Consider the following 20,908-nt stretch of genomic DNA (forward strand, 5'->3'; position numbering starts at 1 on the left):
CATGATTAGAATTATAAATATTGTCTTATATATAGTAGTTTTTGCGCCAATAGTTAGTTTTTCACAAAATGAGCTTACAATTAATGAAAATTTCCCTAGTGGGAAGCAAGGTGAAACGATTAATAAGTTTATTGATTGTGTTAATTATGACACACAATTATTTTCTAAAACTGATACTCTATTATTAAAACAAATTCATCAATTAAAACGATTAACAGGCGGTATTGTATTTAAAGGAATTTTTAAATCAAGAAGACTAAAAGAAAATCAAACAATACTTATAGTTGAAGATAAGAATTATAACCTCTGGAGAGGTGTCACTATTGAGTTTAGTAATGATGATAAAGTGAAAATTGAAAGCATACAATCCAGACTTTTTCCTAAACCCATTTCTACCTATAAAATTTCAGAAAAAGAAATGCTAAAGCGTTTATCTCATAAGATTCAAAGCCTAACACAAAACGATTTGTTTTCTGGTACTATTCTTATCGCAAAAGGAGACAAAGTATTGTATAAAGATGCAAAAGGTGAAGCAAGTAAACGTTTTAATGTTAAAAATAAACTAGATACCAAGTTTAATATCGCTTCAGTTGGTAAGATGTTTACCGCAGTTTCTATTATGCAGTTAGTAGAACGAGGTAAGTTACGTATAGACGACACTATTCATAATTATATTGATAAAAGTTGGTTAGCAGAAGAGATTGCCAAGAAAGTTACAATTCGTCATTTGTTAAGTCATACCAGCGGATTAGGAAGTTATTTTAACGACAAGTTTTTTGATAGTTCTAAAGAAAAATACATAACACTAAATGATTTTAAACCTTTAATAGCAAATGACTCTTTGCAATTTACACCTGGTACAAAGCACAGTTATAGTAATTCAGGCTTTATGTTACTAGGTGTAATTATTGAAAATATTACCGGAAAGACCTATGAAAACTATGTGAATGAATTTATATACAAGCCATCAGGAATGATTAATTCTGGTTTATATAAAATGAATACACCTGTAGAAAACTTGGCAATTGGTTATATAAAAAGTGATATCGATAAATCTACTTGGGAGAACAATTTGTATAAACATGTCATTAAAGGAGGCCCTGCAGGTGGTGGATATTCTACAGTTGAGGATTTATATAAATTCATATTAGCATTAAAGCACAATAAACTAATAACCAAAAAAAGTAAGGATATCCTTTGGACCAAACCATCAAACATAAGAGCATCATACGGATTAGGATTTTATGTTTTCGAAAATCCTTTAGGTAAACAAATAGGGCATTCGGGTGGAGCGCCTGGAGTTAGTGCCTCAGTACTGTATAATTTAGATAATGATTACATCATAATAATTTTATCTAATTATGAACAAGGTGAACAGTTTTCTTTCTACTTAAAAGATATGATTGAACAAACTAAGGTTGAATAGAATTTTAATATCAAAGTGAATGTTAATTAGTATAATATGTTAAAATGATAATTTTTTACAATTTCGGCAGTCTTTGTAATACTCATTTGTCGCCTATTAAAAACGGGCTACTTTCTTTCCGCTTTTAAGGTTTGTAATTGTTGATTCTTGTTCAACGTTTCCAATTAACTGTAAGTAATTTTTAATGGCACTTATAATAAAAATTAATATTTGTTTGATTTATTATATCCAGAGCATTTTCCTTTCGTGGTTTTTTTAACTTTTGTTCCGCTTCTTTTTTGAAGTGCAAAAGTATTGAAAATGGTTAACGGAATGGAAAACTAAAATTGTGAATTATGTCCAAAATTAGCGCAGTGGAGCTTTTTTCCCGAAATGAAGAGTAACGAAATGTAGGGAAATGTGCTGAGCGACAACTAGAAAACCTAACTTTGTTATTAATGCACTTTAATAAAACAAAAAAGCGGTTTTAGAACTCAAACCGCTTTTATTATGAACTACTTTATATCTATGATTCAAATGATTAATCATTATTGAAAACAACTTCTCCACTCTCCATATCATAAACCGCAGAAACTATCATGATTTCCCCTTTATCTTCCATGTTCGCCATAGTTGGTGAGGCTGTTCTAATGTTTTTTACTGTTCTCATAGCGTTATTAGTTATTACATCATTTGTAAATGCAGTGTTTTTTGAACTACGAGTTCCTTCAAGTTTTGTTTCGACTACAGCTGGTTCAATTTCTTCCATTAAATCTGCCAGCGATTGCATACCTAAAGATTTGGCGTCTACTTTATCAATGGTTGATTTTACGGCACCACATGCAGAATGTCCCATTACGATTACAACTTTTGAGCCGGCTACTGCAGTAGCAAATTCCATTGAACCAACGATATCTTCATTCTCAATATTACCAGCTACCCTGGCGACGAAAATGTCACCAATTCCCAAGTCGAAAACGTCCTCAACAGGTACGCGACTATCAACACAAGACAAAACTATAGCTTTTGGAAATTGGCCAATCATTGCCTTTCTGCGTTGCTCGGAATGGTCGCGTTGGGTAAGGTTGTTATTCATAAAATTTTCGTTCCCTTTTTTTAAACGTCCAATTATTTCTTGGGGCGACATATCGGCTTGTTCTTCAGCAGTTAAAATACTTTTGACTACTTTTTCTTCAACAAGTTCTTGCTGCGAATTTTGTGTTTTGGATTGTTCTTGTTTTGTCTCTTGACAAGATATTAATAGCAATACTATTGATAATGTGATTAATGGTAAGCTAAATTTTCTCATATATCTATTGTTTAAAGTTAAAATTCTTAAAGTGTATGGTGCAGACTGAATTGTAATTGTCCTTTTTGCCAACTTACAGTCGTTTGTTCCATCCATCCTAGCTGCACTCTTAATTTATTATTTATAGGATAACCAAGTCCTAGATAGGTTCTATTACGGTCAAAAAACTGTACTTCACGTCCATCTCCAATCTTAAGCTCGCCATTGATAAATAATTCATTGTAAAAAGCGAAATATGGTGTGCCCTTGCTTAAAGTGGTTCCTTTAAAAGGCACATTTATAAAAAGATTGTAACGATAGCGTGTTCTGAAGTCTTGATTTTCTACCCATCTTTGCTCATAACGAAACCTGTGCGTCAGTAGTAGTTTTTTCAGAATAGTATTAGAGAATAATGCCTCTTGATATATACGATTCTCTGATACTGGATTGTCAATGTCTGTTCCAAATTGCCCTGTTTTAATGTTAGCAAAACCGAGAGTGAATTTTACACCAGAATCCGTTGGCTTGTACGTAATACCAGAACGTAATAATAACTGTTCTCTATCACCAAGTCCACGCCAATCACGATATTGAAAATCCCCTTGAATTCCCCAGTTTGAGTTTTTGAATGTTGTATTGTAAAAATACATGTACCAAGCTCCCAGTTGATTTTCATCTGGTCCTTGCGCACTGGTAATAGTTATGGTTAAAAAGCAAAATGTAAATAAGTAAAAAAATTTCTTCATATTGTTTAATTATTTTCAGTAAATATTAAACAAAAATCTAGCCAAGTTATAAGCCCATGATTAGTTTTAACAAAGTTTTAATAGTAATATTATTAAATATTAATGTCTTACTATTAAAATAAATATTATGGTATTAGTTTAGCTACGTAGATAAAATAGAAAACAAAAATTTAGGGTGGAAAAGACGAATATGGTATATCGAATTGAATTAGTTCGCACTATGATTTTCCTAATTTAGGCTCGGGCAATGGTACATATTCTTTATGGTCATCTGGTATCCTTGGAAACGCATCAAGGTTTTGTTGTTTCCAATTTTCTTTGGCTTCTTCAATTACAGCCTTATCACTTTGAACAAAATTCCAAAAAATAAATCGCTCTTCAGGAAAAGGTTCACCACCAAAGAGATATAACGTTGTATTATCATTCGTTTGAAATTCACACAAAGAAGCGCTTTTGGCGACAAGTAATTGCTTGCTTCCATATTCATTATTTTCTATGGTAACGGTTCCCTCTAGAACATACATACCAACTTCACCAAATAGCTTATCGCCTATAGCTATGGTTTGTGCGGCTTTGATATGTATTTCAATAAAAAATAATGGACTGTGGACATCAACTGGTGATTTCTTTCCTTTTATATTTCCAGCAATGAGTTTGTAATAGACGCCATTATCTTCCCATTGAGGAATCTCTTCTTTATTGTAATGTTGAAAACTAGGCTGCGCTCCTTCAAGGTGCTTTGGTAGTGCTATCCAAATCTGAAAACCATGTAGAAATTTATCGTTTTTCCGTAACCGTTCAGGTGTCCTCTCAGAATGTACAACACCTTTGCCTGATGTCATCCAATTCACTTCACCAGGTAAAATTTCAACCGTGTTACCCATACTGTCACGATGCATAATAGCACCATCCAATAGATAGGTCAGGGTGGAAAGCCCTATATGTGGATGTGCTGGTACATCTAAATTTTCAAACTCCTCCAGACATGCAGGCCCCATGTGGTCAATAAATACAAAAGGGCCAACGGCACGCTTTTGGCGAAAAGGTAATAGTCTACCTACCATAAAATTGCCAATATTTCTGGCACGCTCCTCGATTATTAAGCCTATATTAGATTGCATTGGCTATTCCTCATTTTCATTAGTATTAGCATGTATAAGCGTACGTATCGGAAAAGGAATATTGATATTATTTTCATCAAAAACCTCTTTTATTTTTATGATAGCTTCACTTTTCACTTCTAATGCAGTTAAATTTTCCTGTGCATCTACCCAAAAACGCAATAGAAAATCTATTGAACTTCCTCCAAAATCTGTGTAATAGAACTCTATTTGCTCACCCATGGTCGGCGGATAAATTTCCCTTATGGCATCCATTGCGAGAGTTCTTACTTTCTTTAAATCTGAGCTATAGTCTACACCGCAAGTGATAGTAGTACGAATTCGTTTAGTTAAGCCATAGTTTTTAAAGGGGTTTTCTAAAATTAATTTGTTAGGAATAACGACTATGTTATTATCTGCTTCTTTAATTTTCGTATTACGCAAGTCAATGCCTACTATCTTCCCTGAATAACCATTTGTTTCTATCCAGTCACCAATGTTTAACTCATCTTTAATGGCTATGAAGACACCAGAAAATGTATTAGATAGCGTTCCTTGTAAAGCCAAACTTATGGCAAGTCCAGCGATTCCGGCACCTGCAAGTAAAGATTTTAGCGTGCCATCTAAATTCAATATAGCCAACGCCATTATAATCCCGAGCACAATCATTACAATTGATGATACGTTTGCAATAAGTCCTCTTATCGCTGGTTGTTTTATTAACTTTTTCAAATATTTGTTTATCCAAGCATGTAAATTTCTAGATAACCAATAAATCGTGACAAAAACTATTAGCGCCAATAAAAAATTCGGTAGATTAAGTATTAATGAATCTAGCCAACCCGATAATTTTTCCAATAAATTTGTCCACGATGATTCCAACTGTTTCTCCATATTTAAATTTTGTTGTGCATTTCCTCTAAATTACTATTCTTATTTCATCCAAGATGTATACATCCAGTTTCTTTTTTCAAGGCTTCTCATAAAGTCAGTAATAATCTGTTCAGTTACATTATCACCAGAGTCCAAGGCAGAGTTTACAACATCAAGCATTTTATCATGCAATATATCATAGTCTTTTAAAACTTCCGCTACCATAGCTACTGGCGACATTTTCTTTGATTCTACTTCATTAATTTCAGCCATTTCAAGAATTTCTTTTATGCTCATTGATGGCTTCAATCCAAAGGCTCGAATTCTTTCAGCAAGGACATCTATTTGTTCTTTTGTTTTATTGTAATCATTTTCGAACTCTTCGTGTAATTCAAAAAACTCTCTACCCTCAATATTCCAATGAAAGTTTCTCAATTTAAAATAGTGAACATAAAAATTCGCTATTAATTGATTGATATTTACAACAATATCTGCTGTTTCTAAATAAGTAAATCCTAATTTTCGATAAGATTTTTTAGTTTTATGTAAGGTTTCCATATTATATGTTTTTAATGTTAATAAAATGAAGTATGCCCCAAAAAATTGAGGAATACTATTGTTTAAAAAGAATTTGATTGTGTGTAATTAGCAGCACAGAAACTATAGGCCCTATTAAAGCCTAGATAACCGAAGAATTATGTGATGATATTAATTTCATACTCTATTTAATATAAGAAAATTCTTATAAATTCCAAATCTTTAACTTATATTAACATTATTTAAAAAGCTAGACTAAAGCCATTTTTTGTGACGAAAGTAAATCAAAAGTGATACAAAAATTACTATCATAAACCCCCAAACAACAAAATAACCATTATCTGATTGTAGCTCAGGCATGTTTTTGAAGTTCATGCCATAAACACCCACTATAAATGTTAATGGAATGAAAATGGTTGCTATGATAGTCAACACTTTCATTATAGTATTCATCTTATTACTGATAGTGGTCATGTACATGTCCATTAGTCCCCAAATCATTTCACGATATACATCTATATTCTCGTTTATATGGACAATATGGTCTTGTAGGTCTCTAAAGTAGTCTTTGGTCTTATCTTGAATTAAATCTGTTTCTGATTTTACAATCCTGACTATTACCTCTCTTGAGGGAACAATACTTCTTCGAATCCTCAGAATTTCATGCTTTAATAGTTGTATGTCCTTAGTAATTGCTTCGGTATGATTTTCGGTAAATAATTTATCTTCAATCAGCTCTATTCTATCACCCATCTCATCAACAACTGAAAAATAATTATCTACAATGGCGTCCATTAGGGCAAAGGCCAAATAATCTGCACTAGAATTGCGCAATCTGCTTTTTTCGTTTTTCAATCTCTGTCTAATGCTGTTAAAAATATCATCTTCGGATTCTTGAAAGGTAAGTACGTAGTCCTTACCCAAAACAAAACTAACATGTTCTATAGTAGACTTCTTGTCTTTGTCGAAATAGAGCATCTTAAGGACAATAAAAAGATAATTATCATACTCGTCTATTTTTGGCCGCTGGTCAGTATCAACAATATCCTCCAAGATTAGTGGGTGTAATTTAAAATACTCACCAATCTTTATTATTTCTTCGGTGTGTCCGAGGCCATCAATATTTATCCATGTAACTTTATTATTACCCTTAAATTTAAAGACATCTTCAATTAAGTCTGTTTCTAAAGACTTTATGGAACTTCCATCATAATCATAAACTTCAAGTTTAGTAGGCTTTGACTCTTTTTCACCAACATATATCACCTGTCCAGGTGCCTTACCTAGGCTTTTATTTACCTTCCTTTTTTTTGTTCTTTTCATTTATTTTACTGAATAGCCGTCTGTAGCAAAAGAGAAAGATTTATTACTATACTGACCAATCATGATGGCTTGTATAATTGGTTTAACATTATTTGTCCTAGCACTCAATTCAACAACAAAATTTGCGCCAGAGCCACCAGAATTATCTTCCTTTTCTATCACGTAATTGATAGTTGCCATTGGTGGTAAGCTTATGGTGCCATCAATAAACTTCTTTACAAGGTCTCCTTTAGTATTAAAGTAGTCAATCTTAGAAATGAAAAGCGAATCTTGAAAACTGGAATTTCTTATGCTGAGTGTTGCGGACAGTAGATGATTTTGATTTTGAGAGTCTATGTAAATGTCAGAATATATAGGTACGTAAACCATATCATGAAATTCAACATCTTTTTCATTTAAAGGTTCTGAAACCTCCAGGGATTCCAGTTCATCTTGTCCGGTAGCATCTACATTCGGGTCTTTAGTGTCAATGCAACTAATGCATATTAAAAAAAGAGAGAGTAAAAGTAAATTTTTTAAGTTCATGGTATTCTAAATATTATATAGCTATATCTTCAATTTTTATGTCATCATTTAATAATGGGGCTTCGGAAATAAGTGCAAATCCAAAGGTCAGCACGCCTAAACGTCCAATAAACATCAATATAGCAATTATTATTTTACTACTATCAGACAGGTCTCCAGTAATTCCGGTAGATAGTCCTACAGTGCTTAGAGCAGAGCTACATTCAAAGACTATTTTATCTAAAGTGAAATTAGAACCATCAAAAAGTAAAATGCTCCATATACCTAAAGCGAGTATTACTGTATAAAAAATTCCTGATGCCACAGCGAGGTATATTTTAGAAGCTGGAATTTGTCTCGTGAGAAAAGTGATGCGTTTTCTCCTTTTTAGAATGGCAACAAGAACAGCCCATAACGCTGTAATCGAGGTAGTCTTTATGCCACCACCTGTGCCAGCGGGTGAGGCACCAATTATCATAACAATTATGAAAATAAAAATCGCGGAAGTACTTAAAATACTAAGATCATAATTATTAAATCCAACAGTACTATGCGCCGATAAGGCCTGAAAAAAGGAAAATTTAAAACCATCCCAACCATTGAGCATCAAAGTTGAATCAGATAAAAAGATTAACACTGTTGGAATTATTATAAACGCCAATGTGGCAATTAATATGATTTTTGAGGTAAGCGTAATCTTATTTTTCTTTCGAATGATACTGAGCCAAATATCAAGTAAAACGATAAAGCCTATAGAACCTAATAGCGATAATATTAGAATGGTATTCGTAATTAGATTATTATGACTGAAACTTGACATCGAATCTCCAAATAGACTAAATCCTGCAGTGCAAAAAGCCGATACACTATGAAAAATAGCATTCCATAGTGGTTGGGCAATACCTTCTTGCTTAAAGCCGAAGTAAAGTATGATTGCACCTGCTACTTCAATTAGAATTGTAAAAATAAAAACGCTATATACAAAAGCCAGTAGTGGATACTTTTGAGGTAGATTAAACTCTAACCTCAATAGTTTTGCAGATATTGTGGGTACTCGACTAAGCTTTTTAAGAATAATAAATGAACTCAGTGCCATATATCCTATACCACCAAGTTGAATAAATATCAGACTAATAATTTGTCCAGTCAACGAATACGTTTCGGCAAAATTCAAGGGCGCAAGTCCTGTAGTACTTACCAAAGACACTGAAAAGAATAAATGATCAATGAAGGTTATTGAATCATTTCTTGAAATAGGAAGAATTAGTAATAAAAAGCAAATCAATGTTAAGAAGAAATAACCGCCTATCAAAAAGAGAATGATTGATTTGTCACTCTTACTTAGTCTTTTTAAATGGGATGTTATCTTCAATGGTGAAAACGCTTTTGTTTAAAATTAATAATTAGGCATTTTATCGATGTGACAGTCAGACTCATAAATTAGTATTTTCCTCCTTAAGAATTTCTATTCCTTTTTGAATAACAATGGAAGTAGGAATGGAAATATCTTTGCCATTATCGGTTTTCATAAAAAGATAAAAGCCGGTTATATCTTTAACTTCCCCAGTCCAGTCAAAATCTTTCTCGAAAATTTTAATACGATCTCCTATACGTAAAGGATGATTAAAAAACAGTATGACACTTGCCGTTAAATTGGACAATATACTCCATTGCGCAAAAAAGCCGACTCCTAAAATTGCCAATACTGACGAAATAAAAACAGTAAATTGCTCTAGATTGATTCCCCAAATAATGGCTAATCCTGCAATACAAATTAGATAGAATAGAAGATAAACAAGATTCAAAATGATCTTTCTTCTATTAATATCTATTTTATTGATTATAGTAAATCGTCTTAATATAAATTTTAAAATTTGGGCTACAACGACAAAACTTACTAAAAGAACTAACGTCTGAACAATTTCGATTTTCATTACTTAATAACTTAAAAAGTAAATTTAAAGAAATTGACTATAATTTATGTAAATGGAACAGTAATAAAAAAATTGGGACTAATCAAATTAGTTCCGTTTGAGATTAATTGGTTTTAAATGAAATGAAAGGTCTGAAAATACCAAAATGTTGTACCTACGTTGTGCCTAAGATTTTTTTGAGAAGATTTTTAAACAAAAAAAGCTCTCAAAAATTTGAGAGCTTTTAGTGCGGATGAAGGGAGTCGAACCCCCACGCCTCGCGGCACCAGATCCTAAGTCTGGCGTGTCTACCAATTCCAATACATACTCATTTAATAGTTTTATGAACTTTTTCTTACTTAATTCCTAAGTTTAAAAGTATGATTAATAAGTATGATTAATAAGTATGATTAAAAATTTACAACTTTATCTAATGCTGTATCTGCAGATTTCTTCATAAAATTCGCTTGATAAGTTATAGTCGTAGTAACTGAAGAATGGCGATATAATTTTTGAAGCATTTGAATTGGTATCTTATCACCCGAAATATTGCCAAAAGTGTGTCGGGCTATATGCATGCTAATTTTTTTATTGATTTTTAGCTTATCTGAAACTCTTTGTAGTTTTCTGTTTACATTCCTTGTAACGGATTGCGTTCTTGATAAAAGAACTCTTTTATCATTTAAGTTAATAGCTCCTAAATCTGGGAAAACTAGATTGTTTTTATTTGATTCTTGTCTATAAATTTTAAGAATTGCTTTTGCTTTTTCAGGTATTTTTAAGGAATCAAATTTTTGGTTTTTATTCATTCGATAGTATAACCTATCGTCTTTAAAATCAGTCCATTTTAGTTGTAATAAATCTCCAATTCTAATTCCTGCAAAATAAAAGCTAAACAACCATAGATTTACGGCATGTTGTTGTGGTGGACTTAATTCTTTGGTATTTTCAAGAAGTTTGACTTCTTCAATACTTAAACCTACTTTTTCAGATTGAGGAAACTTAATTTGAATCTTACCTTTACCAAAAGGATAGGTCTCTTTATTAATTATGGAATCAACAACGGCACGATTATAAACAGTCCTAATAATCATTAGGTAATTCACAACGGTTCGAGGGGATTTGTTCTCTTTGTGTAAAAGATGTGTTTCAAACTTTCTTAATAAAGAAACCGTTATGTCTTTAAATTGTAATTCTGATTTACCAACAAAGAGCTTAAATTTTTCAATTCTACCTTTTTCAGTTTTATATTGGCGATACTTTTCGCTTTTTTCTAGGTTGTCTAAATATTTATTTGCAATTGCAAAAAAGTCAATCCTATCTCTTTTTACTATTCTTTTTTTTATACTTGAAATAGGTTCATATTCATTTTTAGTTTCTGCTTCTAAAATTTTGTCGTTTGCCTCTGCAAGTTTTGTTAGTATTAATTGATTCAATCGAGTAGCATTAGGATGAGATTTGCGAACTCTTCTGTTTCTCTCATCCCAAAATTTTTCATCGATATATTGTCCAGTATATATATAAGAAGGTTTCCTATCCTTTGTTATTCTTATAACAATAGGATGAGGGCTAGGGCGATTCTTTTTTTGCCATAATAAAACTTTAACTGAAGCCATATACCATATATCTAGTATAAAGGTAAGATAAATTTGGTAAAACATAGGTAAAACATTTTGTGCTTTTACTTGCTTTATTTTGATTTTATTTGACATCAAAAAATATGTAACTAATTGATTTTAAGATGATTTATGTTTTTATGATTATGATAGATAATAGCTCATAACCCGAAGGTCACTGGTTCGAGTCCAGTTCCCGCTACTAAAAAAGCCTCATAAATTTATGAGGCTTTTTCTATAATATATCTATTAAATTTTCTATTCCTTCTCTAAAAGCACAATATCAAAATCAGATGTTAATTTAACTTTACCATCTTTTACCTCAGTACTTACATTTGAATAGGCATCGTGAACTTTACTACCATCTTCAAATACTTTTGAAACAGCGACAGTTTTTTCACCTTTTGGTAAATTCAACCCTACGACTACGATATCTTGAAAATTGTCTTTACTGAACTTTCTACTAAATATGTAAGGTGATTCAGACATAAGCTCATGTCTTCCAGCACCAACAGCAGGGTGCATTGCTCTAAATTTTCCTAATTTTTGCCAATGTGCTAGCACTTCTTTCGTTTTAGAATCTTTGGCTATACTATCCCAGTTCATAAAAGAACGTAATGTGGCATCACCTTCGGTTCCTTCTATAACTAAAGAACGTGCTGATTCATCTCCATAATATACTTGTGAAGTTCCAGGAGTCAATAATAATAATGTACCCGCTTCAAAAGGCTTTTCACGCTTCGCATCAAAAGGTTGTCCATCATCATGAGAACTTAAATAATTAAGTGTACCATAGTCTTTTAAATCCGTACTTAAAATAGTATCGTATTTTTCAAATACATCATTTATAGGCATCTGCCTGGCATTCCATTTAAGCTCAAAATTGATCAAACTATGAAATGCCTTATCAAAATAGTTTACCTTCTTGTCACCAAAGTCAAAGAACTGACCTCCTGAAATATTATAATTATAGACTTCACCTACCAAGTAGAAATTATTATTATCTAATACTTTGTCGGGATTGCTTTCTTTCCATTTTGCAAATGCATGATCACATTCTACTTTAAACTCCTGCCATACGTTTTCTTCTGTATGTTTTACAGTGTCTACACGATATCCATCAATGCCGAACTCAGTGATATAATCTGTTAACCATTTCATGATATAAAATCGAGGGGCTCTTGGATATCCTGTACGCTCAAAAAATTCATTTAATTCCTTTACTTCCTGTTCATAACGACCTTCAGCTTTCCATTTGTCAACCAATTGCGGAGGAAGCTCAACATTGTCATTACTTTCCGTTAAAATATCCGGTAGGTTCTTCACCAAAGTACAGCTAGTAGTATTCTCGTAATTATCATAGGTACACTCTGGACCTGTGCGCACCCAATCACTAGGCCAAACAGGATCTTTCTTTGTAACGGGTCCTGTATGATTGATCACCGCATCTAGTAAAACTCTAATACCTTTATCATGTGCGGCTTCTACCAATTCTTTTAAATCTTCTTTAGTACCAAAATTCGGATCAATATTTGTCCAATCTTTTGCCCAATAGCCATGAAATCCGTACGAAAGACCCGTTCCTTCATCTGTACCCCCATGAATTTGTTCAACAACAGGTGTCATCCAGATAGCATTAATTCCTAAATCAGTAAAATACCCTTCATTTATCTTTTGGGTGATTCCTTTCAAATCTCCTCCTTCAAAACCTCTTAACTTGCCAGGCTTTTCAGTTCTATCAAAATTTACATCGTTTGACTCATCACCATTATTAAATCGGTCTGTTAGCAAGAAATAGAGGTTCGCACCTTCCCAAATAAAAGGAGTCTTCACTTCAGGTTTTTCATTTTGAGCTATCTGTTCTGTCTCTTTTTTCTCTTGACATGCCATGAGTACTATTACTAGGATGATAAATGCTATTTTCTTCATGATTAGGTTTTGAATATTATTCTATTTTTAGGATGAACGATTCTAGAGATTTTATATCAATTCGCACCCTTGCCTGACCATCTTTTACTTTTAAGGTAGATTGATAGGTATTATATAATTGATCTTTCAATTGATATTCCCCTTCCTTTAAATCCCATTTTTTAATAATGTCTTGAGGTAACTCTAATTCAAATCCAAAGGTGTTTTCTGCATTAAAGTTAGAAACTATAATTAATTTTTCTTGATTATTCCATCGCACAAACGAGTGAACTTTATCATTATACCATTCTGTATTTTGCTTATTGAAAGCATGTAAGTCTTGATATTCACCCGTTAAAGCCGGGCTGTTGATTGTAAAATTGAGCAGTCTTTTATAAAAATCTCGCAACGACTTTTCAGCGTCAGTTGATTGGCCGCCATCAAATTGTTTGTTGTTCACCCAACGCTGTAAAGTAGGAACACCTATATAATCAAAGATAGAAGTACGTGTAGGTTTACCAAAACCAGCATTCTCTGCTCCAGGTTCTCCAAATTCTTGCGCAAAGTAAATCATGGTTGGTGAAGTACTTATTGTTGCTGAAGTCACCATTGCAGGTTTTCCTTTTTCTGCACTACCTGCAAAGTCAGGACTCGCAATACGTTGCTCATCGTGATTCTCTAAAAAATGTAACATATGATGTTCAATATCTTTTAAACCTTCTTGAATGGGAGCAATGTGATCTGTAGAACCATGACCTTGCATCACCTTTTTTATAGTATCATATAGTTCAACTTTATCATAGAGATAGTCCATTTTACCTTTACGTATATAATCTCTATATAAATGTGGTTGATACACTTCCGCCAATAGAAAGGCTTCAGGATTTTTCATTTTGATATGAGAATTCATATAACTCCAAAATTCAACGGGCACCATCTCAGCCATATCAAACCGAAATCCGTCGACACCTTTTTCAATCCAGTATAAAGCGATATCCTTAAATTTTACCCAAGAATCAGGCACAGTTTTATTTCTCCAGAATTCGCAATGTTTTTTATAATCTTCATTGCCAAAACCCTCTGGCAATTCGTCAAAATCCTTGCTACCTTCCGGTGAAATACCATAGTTTACCTTTACCGTTTCATACCAATCATAAAATCCGGGTTGCGAAGCTCGCGAGCCGTTACCTGTCCATTTAGCTGGAGTTTCATCAAACTTTTCGTCAGCCATTGGATGTTTTTCTCCTCCCAAAGGAAGATAGTTTTCTTTCCATTCGGGCACCTTAAAACTTTGTCCAGGATTGTAATAGAAATTATTATTGACATCATAAGTAACTTCTGTATTATCATTTGCTCCAAAATCAACAACACCTTCAGGATTTGTCAAACTTTTGTAATTTCTAGCAACATGATTCGGCACGATATCAATTAATAATTTTAATCCTGCCTTGTGCGTGCGATCGATTAATGCTTCAAATTCTTCCAATCGCTTTGACGGATCAATCGCCAAATCAGGATTGACATTATAATAATCTTTTACGGCATAAGGAGATCCAGCACGTCCTTTCACCACATCAGGATCATCATTTGATATCCCGTATTGCGTATAATCTGTAATAACATCATGATGTGGCACACCCGTATACCAAATATAAGTAACACCTAAATCTTTAATTTCTTGTAAGGCCTTGTCAGTGAAATCATTAAACTTACCTACTCCATTTTCTTCTAAGGTACCCCATGGTTTATTTGTAGTATTAGTATTTCCAAATAGCCTTGTAAAAACCTGATATACAACCTGTTTTTGCTTCATCTTTGTAGTACTTGAATTTGTGAGCACTTCATTTTGTTTTATGTCTTTACCATCTCGTTTGCAATTCCAAATAAAAATGGATGCCAGTATCAAGAGCATACTTATTTTAATTCGTTTCATAATCGGATGATATTAATTTGCATGGTCTTTTCTTTTTTCCAATTGAAGGTTATCGTAGCCTTTTTTTGTAAATCATCCCAAATAAAATTTGCTTTCTTTTTATTGATCTTAATTTTTTTGGGCTTACGCTCTAAATTATGCAGTACTAATTCAATTTTTCTGTCTTTTTCTTCATAGGATTTTCCACCTTCATTACTAAAACTTAAAAAGGTAAAGTTTCGGTAAGTATCGTTGGTTAATTTCAATAATTCATAATTTCCTTTTTCATAAGCATTCGGTGTTTTTCCATCGTCATTATAAACTATTGCATTACTTTTAACAACATTAGGGTCATAATAAAAATGCACTATCAAATTAGAAGATTCATACTCTTCTGTTGATTGCATTTTTTTTGCCATGGGAATAAAAGCGCCACCACGTACATAGGTAGGAATGTACTCAGGTTTGGTAGCAATCTCTTTTACTTGCCCTCCTTTAATCTTTTCATCAGAATAAAAGTCAAACCAATTATTCCCTTTCGGAAAATGAACTATTACCTTTTCAGATCCTTTATTGGTTATTGGTGTCACCAAAAAGTCTTTGCCCCATAAATAAGTTGTTGCTAAATTTTGATAGGTTTTATTCTCAGGCTCTTCAAAAAAAAGAGGCCGCATCAAAGGTGTGCCCTTTGTATGATTTTCAAAGGCTAGTGTATAATTGTAAGGCAATAACTGATAGCGAAGTTCTATTGATTTCTTGGCTAACTCTTTTGTTTCTGCCTCACGATATACAGGTTCACTAGGCACTGATTCTTGCGCATGCGGCCTGTAAATAGGTTGAAAAACGCCATATTGCAACCATCTGGTATACAATTCATCATCTAGGTTGGCTCCGGCAAAGCCTCCCAAGTCAGAATGCATATAACCTAAACCTTGCATTGCCATCTGTAGTGCTATTTCAGTTTGTGACTTTAAGCCTCCCCATGTTCTATTAACGTCTCCAGACCAAGGAATTAAACCGAAACGTTGAGAACCTGAATATCCAGCACGCATCAAAATAAAGGGTCGCTCATTTGGAAAATCCTTTTGATATCCTTCATATACCAATCTTGCCCAGTCATGACCATATGTATTGTGAACCTCATCAGCAGTTCCTGTGGCATGTATCAAATCAGAAGGGTGTACTTCTGGTTCACCTAAGTCACCCCAAACACCATCAACTCCCATTTCGGCTATTTCTTTATAGACATTCCAAAACCAGTTTTTCCCTTTTTTACTGTAAACATCAATCAAGCCTGTATTACCAAAATAAAAATCATAGGTATATGGATTTCCTAATGAATCTTTTGCCAGCACATCTTGACTGACTGCTTCATCCCATTTTTTTGAAGTTGTTAAGACAAAAGGCTCTGTAATTAAAACTGTTTTTACATTGTTATTTTTAAAATCTTGAATCATCTTCTTTGGGGTAGGAAATGAATCTTTGTAGAATTCAAAATTTCCCATAGCACCTTTAATGTCTTTACCAAACCAGAAGATATCCAATATTACAGCGTCTAAAGGAATCCGCTCTTCTCTGAATTTTTCAACCGTTGAACGTGTTTCTTCTTCTGAACGGTATCCAAACCTACTGGCAAAATTACCCAATGCCCATCTTGGCGGTAAGGGTTGCTTTCCGGTAAGGTCCGTATAGTTATCTAGTAGATCATACCAAGAATCACCTACAATAACTTGATAGGTTTTTCGTCCAGAAATTGTTTCATAGGTCAAAGTATTTTCTTGATAACTATCTAGGTCTAAAAAGCCAATAGGTGCATTGTCAAAATGGATCATGTATTGATTTGAAGAAAGTACAATTGGCATACTATAATTCAATAATGTAGAATACGATTCATAGCCGTAATCTGCCTTGTTATATAATCTCAGCTTATGGCCTCTGCGATTCATCCCCAAAGCTCGCGCTCCTGCACCGTATAGAACCTCATCTTCATTTAAGCTAAACTGAATGGTCTCAAGATCACCTATTGTGCGATAGCCATTCTTTTCTGAGGTGATTTCCTTTCCTTTATAGTTATACGAAATCTTGAAAGGTTGTTTTTGAATATTTACGGAGACCCCATCTGTTTTGATAGAGTATAAATTAGAAGAATTATTGAGTGTTGTATTTACAAATTCTGGTTTTAATATAACAGCATGAGATTCTTTTTTAGGTTGCTGTCCTTGAGGAATAAATGTAGTTTCTACAATTTCTTCATTATAAAACTTGATATAATATGTACCATCACTAACTACAATATTATAGATACCATCTGAAATTTTTGAAATGCTTTTAAAACTCCTAGCGTCTTTTTTTGCTTCAGGGAAAAGCCATAGAATGGCTTCTTCAAATTCTTGTTGCCAAAATTGTTCATTATGATTAGCCTCTGAAACAATCTTTTTATACATATTCGATTCTTTAAAGCCTTCAGACTTCATAAGATCAAACATCTTGTTCATGTCAGATACCATTTGAGGGCCTTCTAATCCACCCATTAAAAAGTACATCTTTGAGTTACTCTCTTTACTTTTTGAACGTGCCAGTTCAAAAGCCTCTTCTGAATACCAAAAAGAAGGTGAAAAAATGCCAATTTTTCCAAAAACTTTCGGATACTTCAGACCTGCATAATGTGAAATGAACCCCCCCATTGAACTACCTAGAATACCAGTGTGCTTAGCATCCTTCAAGGTTCTAAAATTCTCATCAATATGAGGTTTTAAATTTTTGATTATAAAATCAACATATAGTTCACCTTCACCTTTACCAAAGCGTTCATTATTCCAAGGAGAATATTCTGTCATACGATGATCTCCACCATTATCTATTCCAACAATAATGAGTTTAAAATTATCGGTTCTAAACAAGCTATTTAGTGTTTCATCTACACCCCATTCATCTGCATATGAAGTGAGTTTATCGAAAATATTTTGCCCATCATGCATGTAAAGCACTGGATAGCGCTCGTTAGAATTAGTATAACCTGGTGGAAGATAAATCCAAATACGTCGTTCTCTATTTAATTGAGGAATTTTAAATGCTTCTGAAATGATAGATACATTTTTAGCAGCGGTTGATTTATTACCTCCACCCTGGTCGTCCCAACTTGCAATTTTTACAAAAACAGTGTCATTTTTTTTCTCAAATTTATGCGTTCGATTATCTGTTTGATTACCATTTTTATCGCGTTCAACTTCTTGCCATGAACCCAATGTAAACTTAAAAAGCATTGTCTGATCTTTTTGAGGTAAAGAAATTGAGTAGATGTTATCTTTCAGTTTTAATTTATAAGCATCTATACCACCTGACCAACCTTCAAAATCACCTGAGATATATACAGACTTTTCATAATCATGATTTGCAGGTAACTCATCAACAACAAAAGTTACTTGACTAAAAGTAAATTGAATAAAAAAAAGAAAAGAAGTAAAGAGAACTTTTCTCATAAAGTGATTACATTTTGGGTCTTACAGTTAATTTTTTACCATTTACTTTAATATCAATCACCTTGTCACCTTCTAATTCAAATTTAGTGTCGTCTTGGGTAACACTAACTTTAAGAATTTGTCCTCTGAAATTTACCTTAAACGAATAACCTTGCCATTGTTTTGGTATTTGTGGTGTAAAACACAACGTATCATTTTTAACACGCATACCTCCAAAACCTTCCACTATACTCATCCATGTGCCAGCCATAGAGGTAATATGCAATCCCTCCTCAACTTCCTTATTATAGTCGTCTAAATCTAGTCTTGAGGTTCTTAAATAAAAGGTGTATGCTTGTTCCATTCTACCCAATTTTGCAGCTTGAATACTATGTACACATGGTGACAACGAACTTTCATGTACTGTAAAAGGCTCATAGAAATCAAAATGACGCTCTAACTCTTCTTTTGAAAAATGATCTTCAAAGAAATAGAATCCTTGTAGCGTGTCAGCCTGCTTAATATAAGGAGAACGTAAAATACGATCCCAACTCCATTTTTGATTGATAGGACGTTCCGATCTATCTAGCTTATCTACAGTAATCAACTCTTTATCTAAAAACCCATCTTGCTGCAAATAGACATCGTGTTTTTCTGAATATGGGAAGCACATATTATCAGCCACTTTCATCCAATGATACATCTCTTCTCCTTTTAAATTTGTGGCTTCAATAATGCGCTTAAAATCATCAGGGTAATCGCTCTTTACTTCCCCTATACATTCTACAGCATACTCTAAACACCATTTAGCAATATAATTAGTATACCAGTTATTATTGATATTGTTTTCGTATTCATTAGGGCCTGTCACCCCTAAGATGACATATTTTTCTTTGTGTTTAGAATAGGTCGCTCTTTGGTTCCAGAAACGTGCTATCCCAATTAACACTTCTAACCCTTTTTCTGGGATATAACTGAAGTCGCCTGTATGACGATGATAGTTGAAGATAGCAAAAGCAATAGCTCCGTTTCTATGAATTTCTTCAAAAGTAATTTCCCATTCATTATGACACTCTTCACCATTCATGGTTACCATAGGATAAAGAGCAGCACCATCTTTGAAACCTAATTTCTCAGCATTTTCAATCGCTTTGTCTAACTGATTGTATCTATACGTTAATAAATTTCTGGCCACTTGTTGATCTTTAGTAGCCATATAGAAAGGAATACAATAGGCTTCAGTATCCCAATAGGTACTACCTCCATATTTTTCACCGGTAAATCCTTTAGGCCCAATATTTAATCTAGAGTCTGTCCCAAGATATGTATGATTTAATTGCAAGATATTAAAGCGGATTCCCTGCTGAGCTTTTATATCTCCTTCAATGGTAATATCTGCCATCTCCCAAATCTTTGCCCAAGCTTCTTTTTGTTTTTCTAATAAAGTATCAAAACCTAACTCAAGTCCTTTACTTAAAACCTCTATTGCTGCATTCACCAGCTCAGACTTATCATGATTTCTGTCAACAGTATAGCCCGCATATTTTTGAATACTTAAAGTTTCACCTTTAGCAGTTTTACGCTTGTATGTAAATGAAACCCTGGTTTCTGAAGCGTTTGATTCTGGCGTTAACGTTAATTTATTTCCATTTAAATATACTTGAGATTGCATGAACGTACAGGTATGAAAATTAGTTTTCATTGTATGCGCCTGAACAAATGCTTGTTCTCCTTCAATAGTAACATCAAAGGTATTCCAGAACTGATCATCCCAGTTTGAGTCTTCATTGTGAATACCACTATCTAAGTATGGTTCAAAAGTTATTACTACATCTTGATTGACCGGAGTAATACTATAATTAATAACACCTAACTCATCTAAGTCAAGACTTAAAAATCGCTTAACTTCAATTTTTACTTGTATATCATTGGGTAAAGTAGCAGTAAAGCTTCTTGATAACCAGCCTTCTTGCATATTTAGTTCACGACGGAAATCGGCTACTTCTTTACAGGTGTTTAAATCCAATACCTCGTCATTTAAATGAACGTTAATACCTATCCAGTTTGGAGCATTCAACACTTTTGCAAAGTATTCCGGATACCCGTTCTTCCACCAACCTACTCTGGTTTTATCAGGGTAATAAACCCCAGCAATATAACTTCCCCGAAAAGTATCACCAGAATATTGTTCTTCAAAGTTAGCACGTTGTCCCATAGCGCCGTTACCAATACTAAATAAACTTTCAGATGATTTTACACGCTCCTTGTCAAAACCTTCTTCAATAATTGACCATTCGTTTGGTATGATATAATCTTGATTCATTT

General features: G+C 33.3%; 15 protein-coding genes and 1 pseudogene. 1 reads left to right on the top strand and 15 read right to left on the bottom strand.

Annotation, left to right across the window (positions count from 1 at the left end; translation table 11 throughout):
* Position 1: 1 nt before the first annotated feature.
* On the top strand, positions 2-1,426 hold the full coding sequence (locus tag AC1EU5_RS06285; protein ID WP_480191517.1) for a serine hydrolase domain-containing protein: 1,425 nt from the start codon (positions 2-4) through the stop codon (positions 1,424-1,426).
* A gap of 99 nt (positions 1,427-1,525) precedes the next feature.
* Here AC1EU5_RS06285 and AC1EU5_RS06290 read toward each other — a convergent pair.
* The 15 genes and pseudogenes from AC1EU5_RS06290 to AC1EU5_RS06360 all read right to left on the bottom strand — a co-directional run.
* Positions 1,526-1,621 (bottom strand): annotated as a pseudogene (locus AC1EU5_RS06290) (single-stranded DNA-binding protein); the annotation flags it as partial.
* A 325-nt stretch (positions 1,622-1,946) separates the two neighbouring features.
* Positions 1,947-2,714 carry a carbonic anhydrase family protein gene (locus AC1EU5_RS06295; protein ID WP_480191518.1) on the bottom strand — a complete coding sequence of 256 codons (768 nt, stop codon included), beginning with the start codon at positions 2,712-2,714 and terminating at the stop codon, positions 1,947-1,949.
* Between the two features lie 26 nt (positions 2,715-2,740).
* Entirely contained in the window at positions 2,741-3,439 is a 699-nt protein-coding gene (locus AC1EU5_RS06300; RefSeq protein WP_480191519.1) for a DUF2490 domain-containing protein, read from the bottom strand.
* Positions 3,440-3,657: 218 nt separating this feature from the next.
* Positions 3,658-4,560 carry a pirin family protein gene (locus AC1EU5_RS06305; protein ID WP_480191520.1) on the bottom strand — a complete coding sequence of 301 codons (903 nt, stop codon included), beginning with the start codon at positions 4,558-4,560 and terminating at the stop codon, positions 3,658-3,660.
* Between the two features lie 3 nt (positions 4,561-4,563).
* On the bottom strand, positions 4,564-5,271 hold the full coding sequence (locus AC1EU5_RS06310) for a mechanosensitive ion channel family protein (RefSeq protein ID WP_480191521.1): 708 nt from the start codon (positions 5,269-5,271) through the stop codon (positions 4,564-4,566).
* A gap of 201 nt (positions 5,272-5,472) precedes the next feature.
* Entirely contained in the window at positions 5,473-5,970 is a 498-nt protein-coding gene (locus AC1EU5_RS06315; protein ID WP_480191522.1) for a Dps family protein, read from the bottom strand.
* 234 nt (positions 5,971-6,204) lie between these two features.
* Positions 6,205-7,272: a magnesium/cobalt transporter CorA gene (corA, locus tag AC1EU5_RS06320; protein ID WP_480191523.1), complete on the bottom strand. Its 1,068-nt coding sequence runs from the start codon at positions 7,270-7,272 to the stop codon at positions 6,205-6,207.
* On the bottom strand, positions 7,273-7,797 hold the full coding sequence (locus AC1EU5_RS06325) for a DUF3124 domain-containing protein (RefSeq protein ID WP_480191524.1): 525 nt from the start codon (positions 7,795-7,797) through the stop codon (positions 7,273-7,275).
* A gap of 13 nt (positions 7,798-7,810) precedes the next feature.
* Entirely contained in the window at positions 7,811-9,148 is a 1,338-nt protein-coding gene (locus AC1EU5_RS06330; RefSeq protein ID WP_480191525.1) for a TrkH family potassium uptake protein, read from the bottom strand.
* 61 nt (positions 9,149-9,209) lie between these two features.
* The gene (locus tag AC1EU5_RS06335) at positions 9,210-9,710 is read right to left on the bottom strand and encodes a mechanosensitive ion channel domain-containing protein (protein WP_480191526.1); all 501 of its coding nucleotides are present in this window, start codon (positions 9,708-9,710) and stop codon (positions 9,210-9,212) included.
* Positions 9,711-10,099: 389 nt separating this feature from the next.
* Positions 10,100-11,401: a phage integrase SAM-like domain-containing protein gene (locus tag AC1EU5_RS06340; RefSeq protein WP_480191527.1), complete on the bottom strand. Its 1,302-nt coding sequence runs from the start codon at positions 11,399-11,401 to the stop codon at positions 10,100-10,102.
* Positions 11,402-11,563: 162 nt separating this feature from the next.
* Positions 11,564-13,234: an alpha-amylase family glycosyl hydrolase gene (locus tag AC1EU5_RS06345; RefSeq protein WP_480191528.1), complete on the bottom strand. Its 1,671-nt coding sequence runs from the start codon at positions 13,232-13,234 to the stop codon at positions 11,564-11,566.
* A gap of 16 nt (positions 13,235-13,250) precedes the next feature.
* The gene (locus AC1EU5_RS06350; protein ID WP_480191529.1) at positions 13,251-15,146 is read right to left on the bottom strand and encodes an alpha-amylase family protein; all 1,896 of its coding nucleotides are present in this window, start codon (positions 15,144-15,146) and stop codon (positions 13,251-13,253) included.
* Complete coding sequence (locus AC1EU5_RS06355; protein ID WP_480191530.1) at positions 15,143-18,604, bottom strand: TIM-barrel domain-containing protein; 3,462 nt, start codon at positions 18,602-18,604, stop codon at positions 15,143-15,145. The genes AC1EU5_RS06350 and AC1EU5_RS06355 overlap by 4 nt, the downstream gene beginning before the upstream one ends.
* A gap of 7 nt (positions 18,605-18,611) precedes the next feature.
* Positions 18,612-20,906, bottom strand: coding sequence for a glycoside hydrolase family 65 protein (locus AC1EU5_RS06360; protein WP_480191531.1), 2,295 nt, complete (start codon positions 20,904-20,906; stop codon positions 18,612-18,614).
* Positions 20,907-20,908 lie beyond the last annotated feature (2 nt).

The organism is Maritimimonas sp. 2405UD52-3, from assembly GCF_056591715.1.